The organism is Rhizobium sp. LC145 (assembly GCF_001005825.1).
GTDB lineage: Bacteria > Pseudomonadota > Alphaproteobacteria > Rhizobiales > Rhizobiaceae > Neorhizobium.
In genome coordinates, this window is sequence record NZ_LBHV01000014.1 from 45,779 (window position 1) to 67,712 (window position 21,934).

Below are 21,934 nucleotides of genomic sequence, written 5' to 3' on the forward strand. Positions count from 1 at the left end.
TTTTGCCACCGGCAAACCCATTCAAGCCGTGGGCAGCGCCAGTTCCGGAATGCCGAGCGTGGTGAGTGCGATATCGATCTGGGTTACGGAACTCGGCGAGGCATCGCCGTCCTCGACATAGAACCGTTCGCCGAAAATAGTCTTGTACGGCGTCACGACTTCCTGATTATAGAGCATGTCGCTCGTGTATTCGTAGTCATCCTCAGCGGTCGCTTCCAGCTTGGTGGCGTCGCCGCCGAACTCGTCGATCGTATGATGCAGGTTATCGCGCAGCGTCGCCAACTGTTCCGGGGACATGTTGTTCAGCCAGTCGGCGAACGCTGACTGGTGGGCCGGATTGTCGAGATCGAAGCCCTTGTCCTTGGCATATTCGACGAGAAGCGGGACTGGGCTGTGGCCGTCGCCGCTCTGGTCGACCAGTGCTTTGGCGACATCGGTGTCGAGATCGGAATGATCGAGGAAACGCGCCGAGGTTTCGTTATCGTATTTATTGCTTTCGCGAACCTCGGAAACGATCATGGAAGCGCCGACGCCGAGGATGACCACGCCGAGGCCGATCGGTCCGGCGATCGTTCCGGCCCCGAAGGCGGCAGTCACGCCGCCTGCCGCGGTTGCGGCATGGATGCCTCCCATCAGCGGATCGCCTTGCGCGAAAGCCTGGACTGAGTTCACGCCGTCGAAGACGGCGCCGATCGCTCCAAGGAGTTTGGTGCCGCCGCGCAGGCTGCCGTCGAAATGCCGGACCGCGAAGGAATCCGGATTGATCATGTTGAGGCCGCTGCGGATCTCCACGGAGCGCTGCCAGAGACCTGCGGCGTCAAAAGTCGCCTTCAGGATGTTTTCGACGTTGGGCTCCGTGCCGGCCATACGAGCGGAATTGTAGAGGCTGGCGGCACTTCCGGCCGCACCGATCATCCGCAGCAACTGGCCGGGAACCGTCGAGGTCGAGAATGTCCGGATTCCGCTTTGCCTATTGCCATCGAGTGCGTTGAGATCGCTGTTCAGCGTCTCCATTTTCCTCTGGATCATCTCCGGCGTATCGGTTGCGGTCGGCAGCGAGGCTTCGATCGCGGTGATCGCCTTGTTCATGTCCCCTTCGGTCACGCCGAGGAGCTTGGCGAACTTGCTATCGCGGAACTGTGCCAGGCTGTCGCGGACTTCCTGCATGCTTGCGGCATCGCCGGGTTTGAAATCGGTGAATTTCGGCAGGATGTCACGCTGCACGTATTGGGTGAACACCTCCTCGGCCAGTTTGCGGCCGCGATCGGTGAGGCGTCCCTGGCTGCCGAGGAAGTTCAGCATCTGCGGGCTATCGAGAAGCTCCGGATTCGTGCGCAGCGCCGTCTGGATCGCCAGATAGGAGCGATCGTCGTTGAGGATGTTTTCGATCTGCTCGTTAATCAGCGCCTTCTGCTCGGCCGGCTGGTCCGGGAAGTTTCCGAGCTGGGTGAGCTGATCGAGCAGCGTTTCTCCGTGCTTGGCGACCTCTGCTTCGAGCCGCTCCTCGGTCTCGACCCACGCATCGCCCTTCTCGGCCTTGTAGTCCTCGATGGCCTGGTTGAGCTGCTCCGGCGTCATCGTGTCGCCGTGGTTGTCGATCAGCCAGCGCAGTTCCTCCATATGGGCGGAATATTCATCCACCGCGCTGTTGGCGCCGTACTGGGTCTGCTGGACGCCGGGGAGGATATCCTGGGTCAGAAGGGTCGTGTCCGACCCGTTTCTCTCGGACAGTTCCAGCGGATATTGAAGGCTGCCGCCCGCGCCGATGGAGCGCGTCAGTTCGTTCTGCGCATAAAAGCCGATCTCGGCCCAGCGTTCGATGACGCTGTCGCCGAGCGGCGTGCCCTCTATCCGGTCGGCTATCTTCAGCATGGCTTCCACGCCGCCGACCCCGAGCATGGGATAGCCGGTTTGCTCCTGATAGAGGGTGTTGGCGCGCTCAATCTCAGGCATGGCCGCTGAGACCAGTTCCGCAGCCAGCTCGGGCGCTACCCCCTCGGTCATGCCGTCAAGACGCAGGAAGCTTTCATAGGGCTTGGCCTGCAGGTCCTGGGCGGGATCGAAGTCGCCGAGCGGTTCGGTCGCATAATCGGCCATCGAACCGATGAAGTCGCTGGCATAGCCTGTGGCAAGCAGCGCCTGCTGCACCTCGGGGCTGGCATTCCCGTAGCTTTCGGCGAAGGCGTGGAACTGCGCTTGCTCATCGCTGCTCGACGCCTTGGCATTATCGACGATCGAACGGATCTGAGCTTCCACCGCCGGGCCGTTGTGCCCGGTCTTCTTCAGTTCGATGCCCGAGGCCGTGGCAGCCTGCTCGATCGCAAGCTCGGCGGGTCCGGCATCCCTCCAGTCGCGGTCATAAAGGTTTTGAAGCGCTTCAGCGCGTTCGTTTTCCGGCAGCGTCTGAAGGAAGGTTTCGATATCGCTGGCGAGCGCCGTGGTTTCGCGACTATGGTCGACGGCGGCGGAGGGGTCGGCATATTCCAGAGCATTGCCGCGATCATAGAGTTCGGATGCGAAGGCTTCGACCGGATCGCTCTCCAGTCCTGCGTCTTCCACCGCCTGGGAAACGGCCATGCCGGCCGGGCCCGCATCGACCCAATCGGCCTGCGACAGGCGCAACGCCGCGGCCTGTCGGGCTTCGGAAGGCAGGGCGGCCAGATATTCGGCGACGTCCTGTTTCATCGCCTCCGTTTCCGCCGCGGCGTCGATCCCATCGGCTGGTTCGCTATATTCGATCTGGTTGCCGCGATCGAAGAGCGAGTCGATGAAGTCATCTTCGCCCGCGGGCTCTCCCGTGGGATCGGACGGCGTATCGGCGACGATTTCCGGCTCAGGCGCCGGCAGGATGATGATATCGCCGGGATGAAGGAGATCGCCGTTATGGTTGGCTTCGTCGGCATTGATCGCAAGCGCTTCGGCCGGATCGACGAAGTTTTCCCGCGCGATGTTTTCGAGCGTGTCGCCTGCTTCGACGACAAAGACGCGGTCGCCAAGCTCGGGTTGGTCATTCCGGCCATTCTGACCGCCGCCTTCCCGTTCCCGTGTTATCAGATCAATGTCTCGCCGGAATGCTTCACCCTGGGCCGGCGGGATTGGCGTTGCGGTATCATTGCTTTCATCGAAACGATACCGGGCATTCACGTCGATCCTGTAGGCCATGGCGCTCTCTCGATCTGTTTGAAGGAAAAGTCGTCGACACTGCTTTGGACGGCGGGAACTATAGGCAAACGGGCCGGCGCTCGGGTTACAGTTTTATGAATTTTTTATGCTGTCCCTAAAATACGCGGACCTTGGCGCCGAGGCCGACGCGATCATAGAGATCGATCACGTCGGTATTGGTCATGCGAAAGCAGCCCGATGATGCCGCGGTGCCAACCGTCTCGGGCTCGTTGGAGCCATGGATGCGGTAAAGGGTTTCGCCGAGATAGAGAGCCCGCGCACCAAGCGGATTGTCGGGACCTCCCGCCATGTGGCGGGGCAGGTCCGGCCGGCGCGCAAGCATGTCGGCGGGAGGGCGCCATTCCGGCCATTGGCGTTTGGCGCTGATGCGCTCGCTGCCGTACCAGCCATAGCCCTCCTTGCCGACGCCGACTTGGTAGCTTTGCGCAAAGCCGCCCGGCTCGATGAGATAGAGACGGCGCGCGGCGGTATCGATCAGGATCGTGCCGGCGGTTTCATTCGTCTGATAGGCGACGCGTTGCCGCGTGCTGCGATCGGCGCCTGCGGCCCGATTGGCTGGCCCCGAAGGGGTGACGCCGGGGTGCGTCGGCGAAAACAGAAAGTCGATATAGCCCTCGTCAAAGGCAGGACGCGCCCTCGAGGACTGGGCTTGGGCCGGAGCGCTTGCAAAGGTGAGGAGCGCTGTGAGGGGGAGGAGCCATAGGGCAAACTGTCGGGGCATCGTCTTCATCCTGTCCAGCATTCTTGCGGTCATATCAGCTTGGCCGCGACCAACAGGTCGGCTACCCGCTGGAACATTTTCTCCGGCACTGGCTCTCCGGTGCGCGCCGAGCGGGCGATCGCATCGGCGAGGCCGGTATCGCGGATCACCGGAATATCCGTCAGCAGCGCCTCGGTTATCATCGTGCGCGACTGGGTGGGGCTGGCGCGGCAGGCGATCATCGGTACTGGCGTCTCGCCGCGGACATAACGGATGCCGACGGTCCAGCCGTCCGGTGCGCCGACGAGCAGCGAGGCGTTCATCAGTCCGGTCTTGGTGGCATATGCCTGCATTTCGCGTCGTTGTTTGCGACGCTGTTGCAGGATCGCCGGATCGCCTTCGGCGTCGCGTCGTTCCCGCTTCTGCTCGCTCTTTGTCATCTTCATATCGCGCCTGAACAGCCAATCCTGTACGAGCACGTCGATCACTCCGACGACGAAGAAGGCGATGACCGCGGTGATGATCAAGGGCTGGAGCAATGCCTTGAAGACGTTGGTGAGACAGGGCGCACCGCAGGTGGGCGACAGGATGAGCGCCTGCAGTCCCATGCGGAAGATGACCACGAAGGCGGTCGCCAGCACCGCGACCTTGAAGAGCGCCTTGAAGAATTCCACGACGCTGCGCATGGAGAAGATGCGCTTGGCACCCGAGACCGGATTGATATGTTCGAAATTCGGCGTGATCGGCTCCGTTGAGAAGACGAACCCTCTCATGACGACGAGATTGGTGAGAACGATGGCGGCGATCGTGACCGCCAGCAGGGGTACGGCCAGGTTCGTCAGGATGGAGCCGGCAAGGGCGAGCACGGTTGGCCACAGTTCGGCGAAGGCATCGACGTGAACCCGGCGGGCGACGAGGCCCACGAGTTCCTCGATCTTCGCCTGCACGCCCACCAGAGCGTAAGCGAGATAGCCGATCGAGGCGAACATGACCGTGCCGGCGACCAGATCCTGGCTCTTGGAAACCTGCCCTTTCTCTCGGGCGTCGCGGATCTTCTTGTCTGACGCCGGAAGGCTTTTTTCCTCGCTTGTCGCGCTCATCCGAGGCTCCTGCGTGATGAGCTCTCGCAGGCGGCTTGCGGTCCAATCCTTCGGAAAGACGCCTGTCGCGTGTTGTCAGCCCGGATTTGAGCGGCTAGAACCACGGCGGACCTAACGGACGGGATGAAATGCGGCATCACTCTTTGAACGCCCTGGTTCTGCTCGGACTTGTCCTGGCTGGCTGTACCACCACCAGCGAGAAGACCGAGAGCGGTCCGAAGGACGAGGAAGCGCGCCTCATCAAGCTGGCGCAGGATATCGAACAGCGCGGCGATCACAGCACGGCTGCCTCGCTCTACGAGCGCGCGGCGAAGGCCTCCAGTGACAAGGTCCGCGGCTATTCCCGCTTGGGAGACGCGCAGATCGCCGCCGGCGAGCCCGAGCAGGCGGCGCAATCCTTCCGAACCGCGCTCGATGCCTCGCCCAATGACGGGCAGGCCCTTCTTGGGCTCGGCACGGCGCAGCTTCAGTCCAGTCAGGTCGAAAGTGCCGCGCGCACGCTGGCCGTTGCCGCGCCGCTGGTGAAGACCTCGACCGCTTACAATCGCCTCGGTACCGCGCTTATCCTGACCGGCGACGGGCAGGGGGCGGAAACGGCGTTCACGCAGGCGCGCAATCTCGATCCGGGCAATCTCGACACCCAGTCCAATCTCGGGCTTGCCCAGGCTGTGTCGGGCCGCAACGAAGCGGCCGTCGCGACGCTGCGCGCCGTCACGCAGTCGCCACGCGCCGAAGCCCGGCATTTCCGCAATCTGATGCTGGTGCTGACGCTCGGTCAACATGACAAGGACGCGGCCGCCGTTGCCGTTCCGGATTATCCGGAGGCTGAAAAGCGAGCCTTCCTTGCCGAAGCGAGAAAGGTTCGCGGGATCAAGGGGCCTGCCGCCCGGGCCCGTGCTATCGGCTTGCTTGCGTCCAGCTGAGTCCATCCGCACCTCAATTCACGAGACCTGTCGTGCTGACGTTCTGCTGCTCTGCCGGCGCTCGATCAGGAGCGGTGCCGTCGATGCTGTGGCGTGCGGCCCGTACCACCGGAGCGGCCATGGCGGGGCCGGTCCTGCGGCCGCGCACGAGATCGCTCTGGCGCTCCGCCATCAGCTGAAGGTTCATGTTGTTGGCGCATCCAGGCGGCAGATAGAGCGGGTCTTCGGCCACATCCGGCGTGACGCAGGCATCGGGCACGAGACGCCCCGCTTGCTTTTCATAACCTTTGCTGACCGTACCGGTGGCCGCGGTCATGTGATAGTTCGGCGAATAGGGCAGGGGATCGCGTTGAACGCTGTTCTGGCACCCGGCGAGAGCAAGCGCGGCGAGGCTGATGGTAATGCCTGCGAGGGCGCGCGGTGCGATGATCATGGACGATTTAATCGACATAGAAGCCGAACCCTTTGTTGGTCTTGGTGCGCTTGGCCGCGGTCGGGCCAGAGAGAGCACCGGCGGGGCTGTCGAGCGGCGTCTTGAGATTGCGCTCCTCGACAGGTTCGACGAGATAGGGCGTGATCAGGATCACCAGTTCCGTCTCGTTGCGCTGGAAGCGTTTCGACTTGAAAAGATCGCCGAGGATCGGCACGTCGCCCAACATCGGCACTTTCTCGATATCCTGCGAGGCATTGCGCTGGAAGAGGCCGGCAATGGCGAAGGTTTGGCCGCTGCCGACTTCGACGGTCGTATCGGCGCGCCGCACCTGCAGGCCGGGCACCTGGAGATTGGCGATATTGACCATGCCGCTTGCCGACAGGCTGCTGACCTCGGGGCGGACGCGCATGGAGATGCGGCCGTTCGGCAAAAGGGCCGGCGTGAAGAGCAGAGAGACGCCGTATTGCTTGTATTCGATGCCGATCTGTTCGTTGGTCACCGGCACGGGCACGGGAATCTCGCCGCCGGCCAGGAAACTCGCCGTCTCGCCGGTGACCGCGGTAATGTTCGGTTCGGCGAGAACCGTCAGGATGCCGTTGGCCTGCAGGGCTTCCAAAAGGGCATCGACGCGATTGCCGTTCCATGCGGCGCCGGCGCTCAGTGCGTTGGAGGCCCCCCTTGCCGCATCGGCCCCCAGATTGCCACCGGAGACGAAGCCGAATGAGAAATTGCCCGCGCTGACGAAGGCATCCCAGGTGACGCCGTAGCGGAGAAGCTGATTGCGCGAGACCTCTGCGAAACGGACGCGGATATTGACCTGATTGGCGCCGGAGACGGTGGTGTCGTTGATGGCGGGTTGATTTTCCGGGGCGTAGGCCTCGATGGCGCTCGATGTGTCCATCGCCTCCTGCATCGTAGTGGCATGGCCGCGGGCGAAGGGCTGTTCGCCGAACAGCGAGACGTCGATCGTGCTGTTCGGCTGCACGGCGCGCTGCGCATCCTTCACCGGCCGCGAATCCGGCACGACCCAGAAATCGATTGTGCCGCGCGCCGTCTCGTCAGGACTGAGCGCGATGAGGTTCGTGCGGCCGGTCTTGAGCGCGAAAACATAAACCACACCGGGTGAGACGACACGCACGTCGGCAACCTTGGCATCGGCCATGAAGACCGATTCCACCGGCTGGTCGAAACGCAAGATACGCCCCTGTCCCAGCGGAAGCATGATCGCTTGTCCGGATTTCGCATCGACGCTGAACGACTGAGCCCTTGCAAGCGGTGCAAGAAGACTAAAGGCAAGGAGAAGCAGAAAGAGGGTCGGCCCTTTCGCCAAGATGGTCGATCTCATCATTCTGTCAGTATTCTCCCATGCATACCGCGACGGTCGGATGACGCTCAGTAATGATTCGTCCTTCATCCCATGGCTTTGTCGAAAAGGACGCCTGCATCAAGATGAAGTGACTGCGAGAGTGGGCGCGTCCTTCCCCGTTATTTCGTCATTTGTTGTTGATCTAATTGCGCGATTTCGCGTTTGTGAATTTATTGTGACAGACATCAGGGATTGCACGGAATATTCTGGTGCAATCTCCTGATAGGACAGAACGGGGATCTCGATGTCGTTGCGCAGGAGATAGTTTCGCATCACCCTGCGGATATCGAGCGAGGTGAGAAGGACTGCCGCCTGCCGCTCGTCGTTGTCATCGAGCTCCTGTCGCAGCTGGGAAAGCATTGCCCGCGAGGCCTCTTCCGGCAATGCGAGCATCTTGCCAACGCCGGTGACCTTGATAGCGTTTCGTACGCCCTCTTCGGCCGCGCGCGACAGCACATAGGCCGCCAGAACGCGGTTGAGCTGCGCGTGACGATGGCAGATCTGGCGAGCAAGGGCGATGCGCACGCGTTCGGTCAACAACAGCGTATCGGCCTCCCGACCGCCCCATTCGACCAGGGCTTCGAGGATGGCGCGCAAATTGCCGACCGGCACGTCCTCTTCCACCAGGCGGCGCAGAATGTCGGAAAGCTTGTTCAGCGGCACGACACGCGAGACTTCCTTGACGAGTTCGGAATACTCGCCCTCCATCCCGGTTAGTAGTTCCCGCGTCTCCTGGATGCCAATGAAATGTGCCGCATAGCGGCGCAGCGACTGCGACAGGCATTTTGCAAGCGTAGCGGCGGGGTCGTAGAAGCCTATTCCCGCCTCCGCCAGCGCATCGGCGTGATCCTTACCAATCCAGATCGTGCGCTGACCGCTGATGAGGACTGGACCATCGCGGCGCGGCACCTGCAGAAGGTCGAGATGCATCGGGTCATCGTTGAGAAGAAGGCTGTCCTTCGGGATTTCGCCCTCGATGATCGGCACGCCTTCGAGGTCGACGCGGAAGCGGTCGGGCACCAAGGTCGGGTCGGGACGCATCTCCACGGCCGGCATTTCCAGGCCGAGATCCGCCTTCAGCGCATCGCGCACGAGATCCGTCTCGATGCGGAACCGTTCCGGCCAGACGGCTTCGGCGATGTTGACGCCGACATGCGCGATGACGCGATGGCGAGTCGAGCCGCTGGAGATGATCGTGTGCTCGATGACCGGACCTTGGTCGGCCTCGATCGTTTCGATCTCCGGCCTCGTGGCCGACGCTGCGGCGGGCTTGGGACGGCGGCGATAGATCATGAAGGCAAGCGCGCCGAAGAGCGCCGCGAGACCCAGGAAGATCAGCGTTGGGAAGCCCGGCACGAAGCCGGCGCCGAAAAGGATGACGGCGGCTAGCGCCAGCGCCTTGTCGCTCGATCCGAGCTGGCGAAAGATCTCGGTGCCGAGATCGGTTTCGGTATCGGAGGCGACGCGGGTGACGACCGTGCCGGCGGCGATCGAGATCAACAGGGCGGGGATTTGGGCGATGAGGCCGTCGCCGACGGTGAGAAGCGAATAGGTATGCGACGCGTCGCCAAAGCTCATGCCGCGATTGAACATTCCGACCAGAAGTCCGCCGATGAGGTTGACGAAGACGATGATCAGGCCGGTGATCGCGTCGCCCTTCACGAACTTCATCGCGCCGTCCATGGCGCCGTAGAGCTGGCTTTCGCGTTCGAGCCGGGAGCGGCGGCCGCGGGCCTCCGCCTGGTCGATGTCGCCGTTGCGCAGATCGTTGTCGATCGACATCTGCTTGCCGGGCATCGCATCGAGCGTGAAGCGGGCCGCGACTTCCGCGACGCGTTCGGCGCCCTTGGTGATCACGATGAACTGCGCGGCGGTGATGATGAGGAAGACCACGAGGCCGACCACGACCTCACCGCCGATAACGAAACGTCCGAAGGTCGCGACGATATCGCCGGCATCCGCATGCAAGAGGATCAGGCGCGTCGTGGTGATCGACAGCGCCAGCCGGAACAGTGTCGCGATGAGGATGATCGGCGGCAGCGAGGAGAAATCGCCCGGCCGGCCGATATAGAAGGCGACCACGAGGATCAGCAGGCTGAAGGCCATGTTGACGGCGATCAGCGCGTCCACCAGCAGCGTCGGCAGCGGGATGACCATCATGATGACGGCGAGCATCATGAAGCTCGCGACGATCACGTCGGAGCGGTAGGACGCTGCGCGCGCCAGACCATTGAGCGTGCCGAGAACCCTGGTCATTGCGGACCCCGCAATTGCAGATAGTCGCGAAACGAGCGGTAGGCCTGCGGCTTGTCGTCGAGCACCCAGAAGGCGCGCGCCCGCAGGAGGTGCGCCGACGGATCGCTGTCGATTTCCACGAGCCTTTCCAGCGCCCCGAGCGCTCGCTCTCCGGCGCCGTTTTCGATGAGGGCGGCCGCCAGCGTGCGCAAAATACCAGGATCGTCTGGATCGATCCGGTTGGCGATCAGCAGGAAGACGAGGCCGCGTCCCTTCTGGCCGCTGCGCATGTAGATATAGCCGAGCGCGTGCATGAGCTCGGCGGAGTCGGCGTCGATCTTATCTGTCTTGGTCATTCGAGACCGCCTTCCTCGTCCATCCGCGCCTGCAGGTCACGCCGGCGGTCGATCTCTTCCTCCAGCATGGCCTTGGCGATGGATGTGACGTCCTCGTTGGTATCGAGACGGGGCAGGACCGCAGTGATGACGTGGTCGAGCAGGCTCATCGTGCGTTCATTGCCGAAAATGCCGGAATCGGTGATCTCCGGCATGGTCAGGTGGTCGATCTCGCCGCGTAGCGAGGCGCCGTGCGCAAGGCTTCCACGCCGGCGCACGCGAAGCGCGCTCTCGAACGCCTCGATCTGTGCGCGGCTGACCGGATCTGAGCGTTTTGCCGCTTCGGCCAGAGCCTGGTCGAGGCGCTGCCGGTCTATGTTGACAGGTCGCAGCGTGTCGTTCATTGCGAACCTCCTGAACGTCTGCTGCACGTCATAGGGTAAGCTTGAACTCCTGCCCGCCGCGCACGACGAGGATCTGGCCATCTTCGATCGACTTCAGCATCCAGCCATCTTGAAGTGCCGCGCCGGGATAGCGGCGCTCGCCGCGGGCATCGACGACGTAAGGGGTGTTGCCGAAGAACACCGCCTGGAAGACGAATTTCGGCGCATCGGTGACTGCGGCGGCCGAGACGAGGCTGGTCAGCACATAGCGTCCGCCATGGGAGCGGTCGAACCAGCGCTGGACGTCGCGCCACGCCTCCATGCGGTCCGGCGGGACCTGTCCCGACACGTCGATGCGGCGGCCATCGGCCGAAAGCGTCAGATTGCTAAGGCCGGCTTCCGCGATTTTCTGCTGAAGCGTGCCGACGATCTCGCCGTCCGATGGCGCAGTTGCGGCCGGGACGGAGCCGACCGTCAGCCGATCGCTCGGAAGGGCCGGTTTTTGCGGAAGGAGACCGGAAATTCCGGCCTGGACCGCAACGATCGGCATCATGGCAAGCGCGACGACCACCACAGCCGCATAGGGCCACCGCTTGATCGCCGGACCGCTGGAGGCATCACGGGCGATCCGCAGCTTCGCGTCGCCAATCACCAGCGTCACCGGCAGCTTGACCCGGCAGCCGAAGCCGCGCTGCAGCGCCGGACGCCCCTCGACGATGACGCCGCCGCCGATGGCATTGATCGCCACCTGGCGGCCGTAGAAACGCAATTGGAGGTGTTCTTGAGCGATATCCCGATCCGACAGGACGAGATCGCAGTTCGGCGAAGAGCCGATCGTGCAGGCTTCAGCGTCGATCGGGGCACGCACTCCATGATGTATGCCCGAGAGCACATCGAGCGCAAGCGCTCCTGGCTTCGTTGCAACGATGGCCGGCGACAGCGCTGTGGCGCTGGGGAAAGTCAGACTGTTCGACGACACGGTTGCACCCCTTCATCGAATTCATTCTGCAACAGGTCGGCTGGCGCAAACCGACCACGAAACCACCCCGTCATGGGGTGGTGTGGCGCGGACGATTTTCTCGTCCGCGCCGACAGGATTAGTTCTGCGGACGCTGCTTGGTAGCGTCGAGCTCGGTCTTCTTCTCGGTCGTGATCTCGGTGATCTTTGCCGACTTTTCGATGGCTGCGTCGAAGGCAGCTTCCATCTTTGCGATAGCCGCGTCAGCACCGCCGCCGGAAGCAGGAGTTACGTTTGCCATGATGGTCTCCATTCCTGGTTAGGTTCATCGAATACGTCGCGTTGATGCGCCGCAGCGCGGCTCTCTCCTCGAAAGGCCGCGGCAAGGGGAACCTAGATGCTGTTTTCAACAGATTAACGACAAAGTGAGAATTATTGCCGTCTCGTTAAAGGGAAAGTCGCCCACGCGCTCCCCTGGCCGTACTTTATGTAGCAATCCGGATGGTGAACATGTTCGACCGAAATCGGTCATTGTTTAGTTCTGCGGCAAGATCGTGAGCTGATAGGGCTTTGGTCTTGCAAGGGCTGTGAAATGCGAATCAGCCTAGATGGCGGCACCGGGTTGCCGACGGGAGTCATCGCTTGAAAAGCCGGGCATGATATAGGTTGGAATTGCCGCGAAACGCCGTGTCAATTCACGCAGTTCCTGCTGCGAGGAGTCCGCCAGAATGCCGGTCCGTGTGAGTGGCTTGACGTTTGCCCGTTAAGTCACCCACATTTCTCCATGATCAGTGCGCTTTACGGCGAAAGTTCCTCCAGGAGCCGACCCTTCGTTTCGACCGCAAAGAGAGCCGTCACCAAGGCGCCGACCAGCAGGATCGCCGCAAATGCGCCGAAGACATACTGAATCCCTATCGACGACATGATCCAGCCGACGGCGATGGGACCTGCAGAGGATCCGAGGCGCAGCCAGGCACTGCCTGTACCCGTGCCAATGGCACGAAGGCGGGTCGGATAGATCTCCGCCGAGTAGAGATAGAGCGAGAACGTCACGGTCTGGACGATGGCGTAGGCGAGACCGGCGAGGATCAGAACCTGTGTTGCTGACGTCGCACCCAGCCAGGCAAGGATCACAAGAGGAATCGGCGCGATCAGAAGGGCGCCTGTGTACCAGCGCTTGCGGCCGACCTTGTCGATGAGCAGCGCGCAAATGACGGCCGCGATCACGCCGCCGACGGAGGTGATAAAGCCATAGAAGATGCTGGTTTCGAGCGGCAGGTTGAAGGTATGGCGATAGAGGGTCGGAAGCCAGGTGATAGTGCCATTGGCGACCATATAGGCGCAAAACCACATGGCCCAGATCGACAATGTGCGCTTGAGATAGATGCCCTGGAAGAGTTCTCGCCAGTCGGATTTGCGGCGGACGGGAGCAGCCACGACTTTCGGCTCCGGCAGTTCCCTGCCGGCAGCACGGGCGCTGTTCTCCAACTTGGTGACGATGCGGTCGGCGTCCTCATAGCGGCCGTTAGCGGCCAGCCAGCGGGGTGATTCATGCAGGAACCAGCGCAGAGGGATCATGAGGATCGCGGGGATCAACCCAACGACGAACATTGCCTTCCAGCCGTAGACCGGAACCATGAAATAGCCGATCAGGCCCGCCCCGACGAGGCCGAGCAAAAACATCACCTCGTAAAGCAGGAAGAAGCGGCCGCGCCCCTTCGAGCTGATCAACTCATTGATGTAGGCGCTCGCGACCGGAACTTCGCCGCCGGTTCCGATACCTTGAATGAAACGGAATGCCATCATCATCCCGGCGCCGGCGGCGAAGAGGCATGCGACATCCATGCTGACGAATAGCAGGATCGTGAATAGCAGCACCTTGAGGCGACCGAGCCTTTCGGCAAGCCAGCCGAAGCAGATCGCGCCGATCAGCTGCCCGAGATAGCCCATCGACAGGATCATTCCCGTCTGTCCTGGGGTCAACCCCCACTCGCGGACAAGAACCGGCATGGCATAGGCGATGGCGATGACGGTGTAACCGTCGAAGAATGTCGCGGCACCGACTATGTTTCGGGCCCAGAACACCTCCCGGGTCACCGGCAGACGTTCCAGGCGAGCGCTGATTTCAGCTTGTGGATCGATAACCGGCGACGGCACGGTCATCCGTTGTTCGATGTTCATGTTTCCTCCCTTTGCCTCGCCCACTCTCCCGGCTTGGCGTCGAACCTACATGTTGGATGTCTTAAACTTCGGCATTCCTCTGCACGATATTGTCGTGAACCGGAAAGGCATGGCTCTGTCGTCGGCAAGGCATGCACCGGCGTAACAGACGGTGCGGCTGCGGCCGCAATTTTCCTCCCCTAAAAACGCCCCCACACGACGGCGGGGGCGTCGCTGGTTACTCAGCGGCGATCAGCTGTTCGGCTCGGCCAATGCCAGCGGCCTCGAAGGCTGCGAAGATTTCCGCTTCGGCCTTTTCGCCGAGGTTCTTCAGCGGCTCGCGGATGGTGGCATGGTCAAGCACACCTCGATGAACGAGGCCAAGCTTCAGGGCGACGGTACCTTCCATATGGGAGCCACGGTGGTAGACGGCCCGGGTAACCGGGAGGAGACGTTCGAAGATCTGACGGGCTTCCGGATAGTTCTGCGCCTTTCCGGCCTTGATCAGATCGATCAGCAGTTCCGGTGCGATGTTTCCGTAGCCAACAAGCAGGCCGTCAACATCGAACATGGTCGGCAGCAGCCACTCGTCATGGCAGCTCAGGATCTGCAGGTCTGGATTGGCTTTCTTGAGTTCCGGAATCTCGATGTACCAGCGCTTCATGTTGCGGACACCATTTTTGGTGGCAACAACGCCGTCCTGGGTTGCGATGGCAAGCTGGGTGTCCAGGTCGTAGGAAGCCTTGGTGGCATCCGGATACTGGAACAGGATGCACTGCAGTCCAGATTCCTGCCAGATCGCCTTATAGCGGTCCTGCGGCGCACCCTTCTGGAAGCCAAAGCGCAGCCAGCCATGGTTCGGGTAGACGAGTGCGCCGGTGGCGCCTGCAGCCTTGCACTTCTTGGCTTCTTCCGCGGCAACCCTTGTACCTTCGCCAGTAATTCCGGCGATGATCGGAACCTGACCATTGACAGCTTCGACATAGGTGCGGATGAGCTTCAGGCGCTCTTCCTCGGTGAGGAACGTGCCTTCGCCGGCATGGCCAAGAATGACAAGGCTCTTCACCCCGTCCATGCGTGCGAGCCACTTCGCGATACGGGCATTGGCCGCATAATCGACCTCTCCGTCGCGGGTGAACGCGGTAACGGGTGCCGGGCTCAGGCCTCTCAAATCCATTGCCTGCATGGGATATCTCCTCCTTGATAGCCGCTGTCCGACTTGCGATCAGCGATGGGATCGTTAATGGGAACGTTCCCACTATCGTTTCCGATTTTGCTGGAGTCAATACTTTTTTTGATGCATGTTGAGCGCATTGAGTACCGAGAACGCTGTAAACGGAAAAAAGGAAAATGGATTCAAGGTCCGAAGACGCAAACCGCCAGACACGGGTAACCATCCTCGATGTCGCGTCGGCTGCCGGCGTTTCGAAATCCACAGTATCGCGCATCCTGGATGAACGGCTTCCCCGGTCAGACAACGAGACGTCGCGCCGCGTCCGGAAGATCGCGGAGGATATGGGTTATGTTCGAGATGTCTCCGCTGCCAGCCTCAGACGCGGCAAAACGATGACAGTTGGTGTGATTGTGCCGCGGCTGACCGATACGGTCATGGCGATGCTCTATGAAGCCCTGGCGAAAGCTTGCAGCAAAAGCGGCCGCTTCGCCATCGTCGCGACGACCGATGACAAACCCAAGGCGGACAGGCTTGCAGTCGAGTCACTTCTAAAGCGAGGCGTTGATGGGTTGATCCTTTCGACAGCACGTGAGGATGATGATTTTCCTGATGAGCTCGTCGCTAGGGGCGTACCTTTTGTCCTGGCCCTCCGTACAGATGGACGAAGCCTTTCTTCGATTGGTGACGACAGATTGGGTGGATACCTTGCGACGCGCCATCTCCTGGATCTCGGTCACCGTGACATCGGCGTAATCGCCGGCCCTTCCTACGCATCCAGCGCCCTCGGACGCGTCGAAGGTTACAGGCAGGCACTGGAAGAAGCAGGGATTTCAGTTCGTCGGGAAAGCATTGTCCCATCGACATTCGGAATCGACGCCGGAGCAGATGCGGCCGAGCAGCTCATGCGCTTGAAAGATCCTCCCACCGCGATTTTTGCCGTGAACGACAATACCGCGATCGGGGCTCTTTCCGGTCTTTCCCGTCTCGGGATTTCTGTGCCCAACGATGTTTCAGTGGTGGGATACAACGACATTCCTATCGTCAGTCATCTACCGACCCCGCTGACGACACTGCGCGTGCCATTCGACCAGATTGCGTCAAACGCCTTGGATCTGCTTACAAACGGCGCGGCTTCGGCGGACGATCGGATCCGGGTCGCGGCTCCGACCCTTATACCCCGAAAATCTTCCGCCCGAGCCTCGGCTCGTCCTGAGCTTCCATCCTTCCCTCTCCAGTCTTAAAAACGTCGACTGCGGTGAGCGCGGAGCGGCTATACCCAGTTTTCTGTTCGGAGGCCCGGCATTCTAGCGAACTCCCGCATATTGTTGGTGACGACGATCAGCCCTTCGCTGCGGGCATGGCCGCCGATCTGCATGTCATGCGGACCACATGGCATTCCGGCCCGCTCGAGTTCCGCCCGAACCTGCCCGTAATGCACCGCCGCCTTTTCCGCGAACGGCAGCACTTCCAGCCTCGCCACGAAATGATCGATCGCCGCCAGGTTCTCGATGCGGCGGGCCGATTTCTCAGCCCCGTAATGCAGTTCTCCGAGCGTGATGCTCGATATGCAGAGCTGCTCGGCCAGCGTGTTGAATTTTTCTCGCAGTTCTAGCGGATAGTTCTTCATTACATAGATGCAGATATTCGTATCGAGCATATAGGTCAGCATCAGAACGGCTCGCGTTCTTCCGCCACCGGTTGCTCACGCTCGCTCATGAAGTCCTCGCTCACGCGCGGGCCGCTCAAAAAGAGATCGTCCCAGCGTTTGCCTTGCGGCACGATCACCCGGCTACGGCCGATTTTGAGAATATCGACCTGATGCACGTCCTCCGGGAAGGCGACAGGTTTGGGAAGCCGGACCGCTTGACTGCGATTGCTGATAAAGACCGTGGAACGGGTCATGGCGCATCTCCGGTATATCCTATTGGGATATACATAACTCGGCGCACCTGTGAATACAAGATTCCACGCCGGGCGCCTGAATACGTTCCGGTCATGCGGATCGCTGGGGTGCCCTGTTCCGGCTTAGGCCTTTTCGCGAGCGGCGCTTGGCACCACAATGCCGCTGTCTGGGCGCTCGCGGACTCAAACCGCCGTCGCGGCCTCTTGGCTAAGCCAGCAAGACGTTGGCCGCCGGACGACGATACGGGCGTGGTATAGGACGCGTGTGTAGCGCTCGGTATGCCATGGGTTTCGGGTCGTCCAACGCGGTCCCCCAGCCCGTACTCTCTGGCTCATGGGGAGGCAGCTGGCATGTTTATGAAGACCGTCTCGCCATCATCCAGATGAAGAAGATGCCTCCGCAAAGGCCAGTCACGATACCGATCGGGATGTCCTCTGGCGCCATCAGGATACGCGCGGCCGCATCGGCCCAGATGAGAAACACGGCGCCGAAGAAAGCGGAGCCGGGCAGCACACGCGCGTTGTCGCCACCGACGAGAAGGCGGACCAGATGCGGCATCATGAGGCCGACGAATCCGATCACGCCGGAAAACGCCACCATGACGCCGGTGATCAGTGCGCAAACGACGAACACCGTCATTCGAAACCCGCCCGGGCTAATGCCGAGTGTCGCGGCCGTTTCATCCCCCAGCGACATGGCGTTGAGTGCCTCGGCACGCGACCAGAGCCATAGACCGCCGATTACCAGCACCGCTGCGGGCCAGACAAGATGAGACCACTGCGCAAGGCCGAGGCCGCCAAGCATCCAGAACACGACGGTGTGAGTGGCGCGCGGGTCACCGATCAGGATCAGCGTGTTGCCGGCGGCCATGATGACGAAACTCACGGCGACGCCGGCCAGGACCAGGCGATCCGCCGAGGTCGCGGAGGCGAGGCACGCGACGCCGAGGACAAGCAGGGTTGCGGCCATGGCGCCGCCGAAGGCGAAGACCGGCACGGTCAGGATACCGATCACCATTCCGATATGCAGGAGCGCCAGAATGGCGCCGAATGCGCCGCCCGACGATATGCCGAGAAGATGCGGGTCGGAGAGCGGATTGCGGGTGACGGCCTGAAGCGCCGCGCCGACGAGGCCGAGCCCGGCTCCGACCAATCCCGCAAGGAGCGTACGCGGGAACCGGATCTCCATGACGATCTTCGCGCGGCTGTTGCTCCAGTCCGGCTCGATCATGCCCGGCAGTATATGGTCGACCGCCACGCCCCATACGGTCGAAAGCGGTATGGCAACCGCACCGACCGAGACCGCAACGATGATGGATAGCAGCAGAATGGCCGCCGCCCCGAGGGGCAGGCCGAGGCGAAGCCCAATTCGGCGCGGGGCGAGGGCGGCGGTGATCATCACTTACTTGCTCCAGAATGCCCTGGCGAGTTTTGCGACCGCCTCGATATTGCGCGGTCCGGGTGTCGCCTCGACATAGGAGAGAACTGCAAAGCGGTCGTTCTTCACGGCATCGATATCCTTGAAGGCCGGATTGCCCTTCATGAACGCGATCTTCTGTTCAGCGCTCACATCGCCATAATCGACGATGACGATCATTTCCGGATTACGTTCGATGACCGGCTCCCAGGCCACTTCCGTCCAGCTCTTGGCGACATCCTCCATGATATTGATGCCCCCGGCCGCCTCTATGATCGCGGTCGGCATGCCGTTGCGACCGGCCGTGAACGGTGCGTCCTCGCCGGAATCGTAGACGAACACCTTCAGCGGCTTCGACCGGTCGATATCCTTGGTGATCTCCTTCAGGCGGGCGCGATAGCCGTCGACCAGCGCTTTAGCGCGTTCCTCGATTCCGAAGATGCGGCCGATGTTGAGGATGTCGATATACATATCCTCCATGGTCATCTTCGGCCGCTCGCCGAGATGGCTGCAGCTTTCCGTCAGCTCATAGACCTTGATGCCGAAGGGTTCGAGGGTTTCGGGCGTGACCTCGCCGCCGACGGACATCCCGAAATTCCAGCCCGCGAAGAAGAAGTCGGCCTCGGCGCCGGCCAGGACCTCCTTGCTCGCGCGGTTCGGTGCGAGTTCGGGGATGTCACCCAGCTTTGCCGATATCTCCGGCTCCATCTTGTAATAGCGCGAGATCCCGGCATAGCCGACCATATGGTCCTGAAGATCGAGCGCCAGCATCGTGTCGGTCATGTTCACATCATAGGAGACCGCGCGTTCCGGCGGCGCGTCGAATGTGACCTCACGATTGCAGCTCTTGACCGTTACCGGGTGTGCGAGCGCCGGGACGGCGGAAAGGAGAAGAAGGGCCAGGGCAGGGCGGATCATGGCTGTCTCACGGGCTAGAGATGAAAGGAGAAGCGGGGATGAGGACCGGAACGGTCGATCCGGCATCTAACGTTGAAGGCGGTCGCCAGGTAGTCTTCGCTCAGCGCATCGTCAGGCGGCCCGTCCGACAATATGCGACCCTGATGGAGAACGATGACCCTGTCGGCAAACTCCGCTGCAAGACCGAGATCGTGCAGCGTCGTGACGACGGTGAGGCCGAGACCTCGCAGGAGCGAAAGCAGCTCGAGCTGGTGGCGGATATCGAGGTGGTTGGTAGGCTCGTCGAGAACGAGCAGGCGCGGTTCCTGAGCGAGCGCCCTTGCGACCATCACTCTCTGCCGTTCACCGCCCGAAAGCGTGGCGAACCGGCGATCGACCATTCCCGTCAGATCCATCTTGGCAAGGGCGCCTTCGATGACTGCAGCATCGGCAATTCCCGGCGATGAAACCGCGCCGCCCCAACCGCGGCGGTGCGGCAAACGCCCCAGGGCGACGATCTGGCGGACGGACAGGGCGAAATCGGTCGGTTGCTCCTGGAGTACCGCGGCGACGGTGCGCGCGGTCTGTTGCGCCGAGATTGTCCAGATGTCTTGGCCATCGAGTGTGACGGAGCCGGACCGCGGACGCTGGAAGCGGTAGATGAGCCGAAGCAAGGTGGACTTTCCCGCGCCGTTCGCACCGCAGATGGCGGCAATCTGACCGCGCGGAATGGAGAGGGAGACGTCCTTGACGATATCTGCATGGCGCGGCGGCCCCCAGCTCACACGGTCGAGAGAGAGTATATCGCTCATGCCGATGCGTCCGCCGGACGCAAGATCATCGCCGGCAGTCGCGCTAGGATGTTGTTCGCGAGTTTGCCGGGACGGTCGACGGAGCGGCACCAGCCGTCGTCGAGCTCGGCATAAAGCCGCGCAAACCGTACGATGTCAGCTATATCGTCGACGGGATCGAGGTTGAAAAACAGCCAGCTTGCCTTTTCCGGAGCTCGCAGCGCGACCGAGCAGGGCCGGTCACAGCCGCCCATGCAGGCGGTCCCCGTCACTTCGAACTGAGCGGAAAGATCAGCCACGGCGATTGCAGAGCGCAAATTGGCGATCATGGATATGCCGGGCCGGCCATGGCGCTCGGTTCGCTTGCAGCTCTTGCAGACAAGGAACTGATGCGGCGCGGACTGGACCACGGAATAGGCAGGTGTCGCCACCGGCCTGGAAGATGCCTTACCCATCACTTCTCCTGACCGGACTCCCCGCCCGGTTCGGGTTACAATCGTGATGGCAGGTCTCCTGACTTGCGGGTCGTCGCGTCCTCCACCTTCCCAGCGTCCTGCAAGGGTTTGCCAGTGGTAATTGGAGGTTGCTCACCGCTCACAGTTGCGGGGGCAGTCACGGCCTCGGCCCCGGATGGGATCCTCACCGTATTCCCTTTTCACCCGGCGTTGCGAATGCCCGCCAGGAACCATCGACGCAAAACTAACCAAGACGGATCTGAAGTCAACCGGATAGGAAAAGTCGATCTCTCCCTATCCGGTGGCCTTTCCCTGGCGGTGCGAATGTGATTCGGTACGGTGACAGTATTCCGAAACACGATGAATCGCGTCTGATGCAATGCTGATTGAAGCCGAAGTCATTGGTCGCTTGCGTCTGGTATATCTTTTCGTCGATGCTCTAAGTCTTTGAATGACGTTAATAATGCGCTGGAAGCGAAATCGGGGGAGACCAAGGAAGTGCTTAGAAAACTTGCAGACGCCAGTTTGTTGGACCCTTGGCCCGAAAATGTAGGACCGAGAATGATGGCGTTTCGAGGTGGAGCAGTTCATTCCAAACGTCCTGCTACCGCGCAGGAATTCCTTCCCACAGGACACTGGATCGGCGTAATCATGGCGCCGTCACCGGAAATTAAGCTTGCCTTCGGCTCCGAGAAATATCGAACCAGCGCCGCCACGGTCGGCATGCTGGCCGTGCATCCCGCCGGCGTCGACGGGAAGGCGCGCTGGGCCACGGCATTGGAGAACGTCCTCGTTTCGATATCGCCTGAAAGCATGCTGGAGCTTGCCGCCCGGCAATTCGATTGCGTGAACCTGGAGGTCCGACCGACGCATCTGACGCCCGACCGTACCGCTTTGGAACTTGCCGAGCTGATCAAAGCAAATATGAACTCTCCGGATGCCTGCAGTGAACTCTACCTGGATACCCTGATTACTATCCTGGGCATTCACGTCCTGCGTCATTATTCGAACATCGCCTCACCAAGTAAAACGCGAGCGGACGAACTTTCCCCTATCGCTGCCAAACGCATAAGAGATTATCTGCACGAGCATTTCAGGCGGAAACTGACGATTACCGAGCTCGCCGAAATCTGCGGGCTCTCGCGGGGGCATTTCGCCCGATCTTTCGTGCGGACCTTCCGTGTTTCGGTGGATCGATATCTGCTTGAGATTCGCCTCGATTCCGCCGAGAGATTATTGCTTGAAACCGAGCTCCCGCTCTCGGAAGTCGCGCGTTTGAGCGGGTTTTCAGGGTGGCGCGCCCTCACCACCCAAATGATGCTTTACAGGCAGAAAAGCCCGGATCAGTTGCGGTCGGTATAGCTCTCCAATCCCGGCTATCATTCGGGTCCTCAACCTAGGTCCGCCTAATACGGAGGCAGTTTCCATTCTGTCTGCTGCGAATATAAGCAGTTCGTGCCGAACGCCGCTTCGCGCCTTCAATCGCTCGATACCCCGCCGATATGTGCGGGCGATAGTTTGT

At 61.4% G+C, this 21,934-nt stretch carries 21 protein-coding genes and 1 riboswitch; of the genes, 3 read left to right on the forward strand and 18 right to left on the reverse strand.

Annotated features, from left to right (window positions below):
- Positions 1–21 precede the first annotated feature (21 nt).
- The 3 genes from YH62_RS26365 to YH62_RS26375 form a co-directional block, all read right to left on the reverse strand.
- Complete coding sequence (locus YH62_RS26365) at positions 22–3,162, reverse strand: hypothetical protein (protein WP_046797287.1); 3,141 nt, start codon at positions 3,160–3,162, stop codon at positions 22–24.
- A 115-nt stretch (positions 3,163–3,277) separates the two neighbouring features.
- Complete coding sequence (locus YH62_RS26370) at positions 3,278–3,904, reverse strand: L,D-transpeptidase (protein WP_082118537.1); 627 nt, start codon at positions 3,902–3,904, stop codon at positions 3,278–3,280.
- 29 nt (positions 3,905–3,933) lie between these two features.
- Positions 3,934–4,983 carry an EscU/YscU/HrcU family type III secretion system export apparatus switch protein gene (locus tag YH62_RS26375; RefSeq protein ID WP_046797288.1) on the reverse strand — a complete coding sequence of 350 codons (1,050 nt, stop codon included), beginning with the start codon at positions 4,981–4,983 and terminating at the stop codon, positions 3,934–3,936.
- A gap of 128 nt (positions 4,984–5,111) precedes the next feature.
- Between YH62_RS26375 and YH62_RS26380 the strand changes: the two genes are divergently transcribed.
- Positions 5,112–5,906, forward strand: a complete 795-nt coding sequence (locus YH62_RS26380; RefSeq protein WP_046797289.1) for a tetratricopeptide repeat protein — start codon at positions 5,112–5,114, stop codon at positions 5,904–5,906.
- A 13-nt stretch (positions 5,907–5,919) separates the two neighbouring features.
- Here the strand turns inward: YH62_RS26380 and YH62_RS26385 are convergent, their stop codons facing one another.
- From YH62_RS26385 to YH62_RS26420, 9 genes are all read right to left on the reverse strand, one after another.
- Positions 5,920–6,357 (reverse strand): hypothetical protein, encoded by a 438-nt coding sequence (locus YH62_RS26385; RefSeq protein ID WP_245282203.1) that lies wholly within the window; start codon positions 6,355–6,357, stop codon positions 5,920–5,922.
- Entirely contained in the window at positions 6,347–7,687 is a 1,341-nt protein-coding gene (locus YH62_RS26390; protein ID WP_245282204.1) for a type II and III secretion system protein family protein, read from the reverse strand. Before YH62_RS26390 ends, YH62_RS26385 begins: the two co-directional genes overlap by 11 nt.
- A 96-nt stretch (positions 7,688–7,783) precedes the next feature.
- Complete coding sequence (gene sctV, locus YH62_RS26395; RefSeq protein WP_046797291.1) at positions 7,784–9,961, reverse strand: type III secretion system export apparatus subunit SctV; 2,178 nt, start codon at positions 9,959–9,961, stop codon at positions 7,784–7,786.
- On the reverse strand, positions 9,958–10,296 hold the full coding sequence (locus tag YH62_RS26400) for a tetratricopeptide repeat protein (RefSeq protein ID WP_046797292.1): 339 nt from the start codon (positions 10,294–10,296) through the stop codon (positions 9,958–9,960). Before YH62_RS26400 ends, sctV begins: the two co-directional genes overlap by 4 nt.
- Positions 10,293–10,679, reverse strand: a complete 387-nt coding sequence (locus YH62_RS26405; RefSeq protein ID WP_046797293.1) for a hypothetical protein — start codon at positions 10,677–10,679, stop codon at positions 10,293–10,295. The genes YH62_RS26400 and YH62_RS26405 overlap by 4 nt, the downstream gene beginning before the upstream one ends.
- Before the next feature lie 28 nt (positions 10,680–10,707).
- The gene (locus tag YH62_RS26410) at positions 10,708–11,637 is read right to left on the reverse strand and encodes an EscD/YscD/HrpQ family type III secretion system periplasmic domain-containing protein (RefSeq protein WP_052760526.1); all 930 of its coding nucleotides are present in this window, start codon (positions 11,635–11,637) and stop codon (positions 10,708–10,710) included.
- Between the two features lie 118 nt (positions 11,638–11,755).
- Complete coding sequence (locus tag YH62_RS30600; protein ID WP_170986339.1) at positions 11,756–11,917, reverse strand: hypothetical protein; 162 nt, start codon at positions 11,915–11,917, stop codon at positions 11,756–11,758.
- 497 nt (positions 11,918–12,414) lie between these two features.
- Positions 12,415–13,797, reverse strand: coding sequence for an MFS transporter (locus YH62_RS26415; RefSeq protein WP_046797294.1), 1,383 nt, complete (start codon positions 13,795–13,797; stop codon positions 12,415–12,417).
- Positions 13,798–14,014: 217 nt separating this feature from the next.
- Positions 14,015–14,962 carry a dihydrodipicolinate synthase family protein gene (locus YH62_RS26420; RefSeq protein WP_046797295.1) on the reverse strand — a complete coding sequence of 316 codons (948 nt, stop codon included), beginning with the start codon at positions 14,960–14,962 and terminating at the stop codon, positions 14,015–14,017.
- A gap of 164 nt (positions 14,963–15,126) precedes the next feature.
- Between YH62_RS26420 and YH62_RS26425 the strand changes: the two genes are divergently transcribed.
- Positions 15,127–16,191 (forward strand): LacI family DNA-binding transcriptional regulator, encoded by a 1,065-nt coding sequence (locus tag YH62_RS26425; RefSeq protein WP_046797296.1) that lies wholly within the window; start codon positions 15,127–15,129, stop codon positions 16,189–16,191.
- Positions 16,192–16,220: 29 nt separating this feature from the next.
- On the opposite strand, the gene vapC is transcribed toward YH62_RS26425, so the two are convergent.
- From vapC to YH62_RS26455, 6 genes are all read right to left on the reverse strand, one after another.
- Positions 16,221–16,619, reverse strand: a complete 399-nt coding sequence (vapC, locus tag YH62_RS26430; RefSeq protein ID WP_046797297.1) for a tRNA(fMet)-specific endonuclease VapC — start codon at positions 16,617–16,619, stop codon at positions 16,221–16,223.
- Positions 16,619–16,852: an AbrB/MazE/SpoVT family DNA-binding domain-containing protein gene (locus YH62_RS26435; protein ID WP_046797298.1), complete on the reverse strand. Its 234-nt coding sequence runs from the start codon at positions 16,850–16,852 to the stop codon at positions 16,619–16,621. Before YH62_RS26435 ends, vapC begins: the two co-directional genes overlap by 1 nt.
- A 355-nt stretch (positions 16,853–17,207) precedes the next feature.
- Complete coding sequence (locus YH62_RS26440) at positions 17,208–18,251, reverse strand: iron ABC transporter permease (RefSeq protein WP_046797299.1); 1,044 nt, start codon at positions 18,249–18,251, stop codon at positions 17,208–17,210.
- A gap of 3 nt (positions 18,252–18,254) precedes the next feature.
- Positions 18,255–19,187, reverse strand: a complete 933-nt coding sequence (locus tag YH62_RS26445) for an ABC transporter substrate-binding protein (RefSeq protein ID WP_046797300.1) — start codon at positions 19,185–19,187, stop codon at positions 18,255–18,257.
- A gap of 14 nt (positions 19,188–19,201) precedes the next feature.
- Positions 19,202–19,978 carry an ABC transporter ATP-binding protein gene (locus YH62_RS26450; RefSeq protein WP_046797301.1) on the reverse strand — a complete coding sequence of 259 codons (777 nt, stop codon included), beginning with the start codon at positions 19,976–19,978 and terminating at the stop codon, positions 19,202–19,204.
- Positions 19,975–20,412 carry a DUF1636 domain-containing protein gene (locus YH62_RS26455; RefSeq protein ID WP_046797302.1) on the reverse strand — a complete coding sequence of 146 codons (438 nt, stop codon included), beginning with the start codon at positions 20,410–20,412 and terminating at the stop codon, positions 19,975–19,977. The genes YH62_RS26450 and YH62_RS26455 overlap by 4 nt, the downstream gene beginning before the upstream one ends.
- Positions 20,413–20,442: 30 nt before the next feature.
- Positions 20,443–20,662: riboswitch (cobalamin riboswitch) on the reverse strand.
- 311 nt (positions 20,663–20,973) lie between these two features.
- Between YH62_RS26455 and YH62_RS26460 the strand changes: the two genes are divergently transcribed.
- Entirely contained in the window at positions 20,974–21,774 is an 801-nt protein-coding gene (locus tag YH62_RS26460) for an AraC family transcriptional regulator (protein ID WP_245282205.1), read from the forward strand.
- Positions 21,775–21,934: the final 160 nt, after the last annotated feature.